The following is a 661-nucleotide window of genomic DNA, read 5'->3' on the forward strand; positions in this document are numbered from 1 at the left end:
ACTGATCAGCGAGTCGGCCAACGCCTGGGTGCGTGTGCCGGCCTGCCCCTGATAAGCCAGAGTGTTCATCAGGGCGATCAGCGGCGACTGGCGCACGTCGCTCATCAGGGTCAACTGGTCGATCACCTCGCCCAGGCTGTTGGCCGGCTGCCAGCGCACGCGGTTGAGGAACTTCAGCCAGGCGCTGGCGTAGTCCTGAAAGTAGCGCCGGGTCAGGCGTTCGCGCAGCATGTCCGGGGTCAGCTCGGCGGCGATGTCACCGGGCTGGTCGCTGAGCACCCAGTCGATCTCCTCGCGCCGCGCCTCGGCGATGGCGTCGATGGCCGGGCGCACCTGGCCCTCCCAGGCCTGACGGGTGAATACACCTGGCACGCTGGCCTGGCTGACGAACAGCGCCCGTGCTTCGGTGTCGCCGACCATCTGTTGCAGGTTCAACGCCGGGTAATGGTTGGCGGCCTCATCGAGGACGGTTTTATACAGGCTGGCTTCGGCATTGCGCTGACCCAACTGGCCGAGCAGCAGCTGACGAACCTGGGCCACCAGCTTGGGGTCGGCCGCAATGCGCCAGTCCGGGTGGGAAGCCAGTTGCTCGCCATAGAACTGCCAGAGCGTCGGCGACAGGCCGTGCCACAGCCCCGGCGAAACCCCGGCGCCGCTCGGT

The 661-nt window shown here is 67.3% G+C and carries 1 protein-coding gene; it reads right to left on the reverse strand.

The window, feature by feature from the left end:
- Positions 1 to 661: ImcF-related family protein (locus tag ACM6I6_RS24475; RefSeq protein WP_414920829.1), on the reverse strand; the 661-nt coding region annotated here is incomplete at both ends.

The sequence above is a fragment of the Pseudomonas sp. IT-P218 genome (assembly GCF_949767605.1).
Lineage (GTDB): Bacteria > Pseudomonadota > Gammaproteobacteria > Pseudomonadales > Pseudomonadaceae > Aquipseudomonas > Aquipseudomonas putida_AE.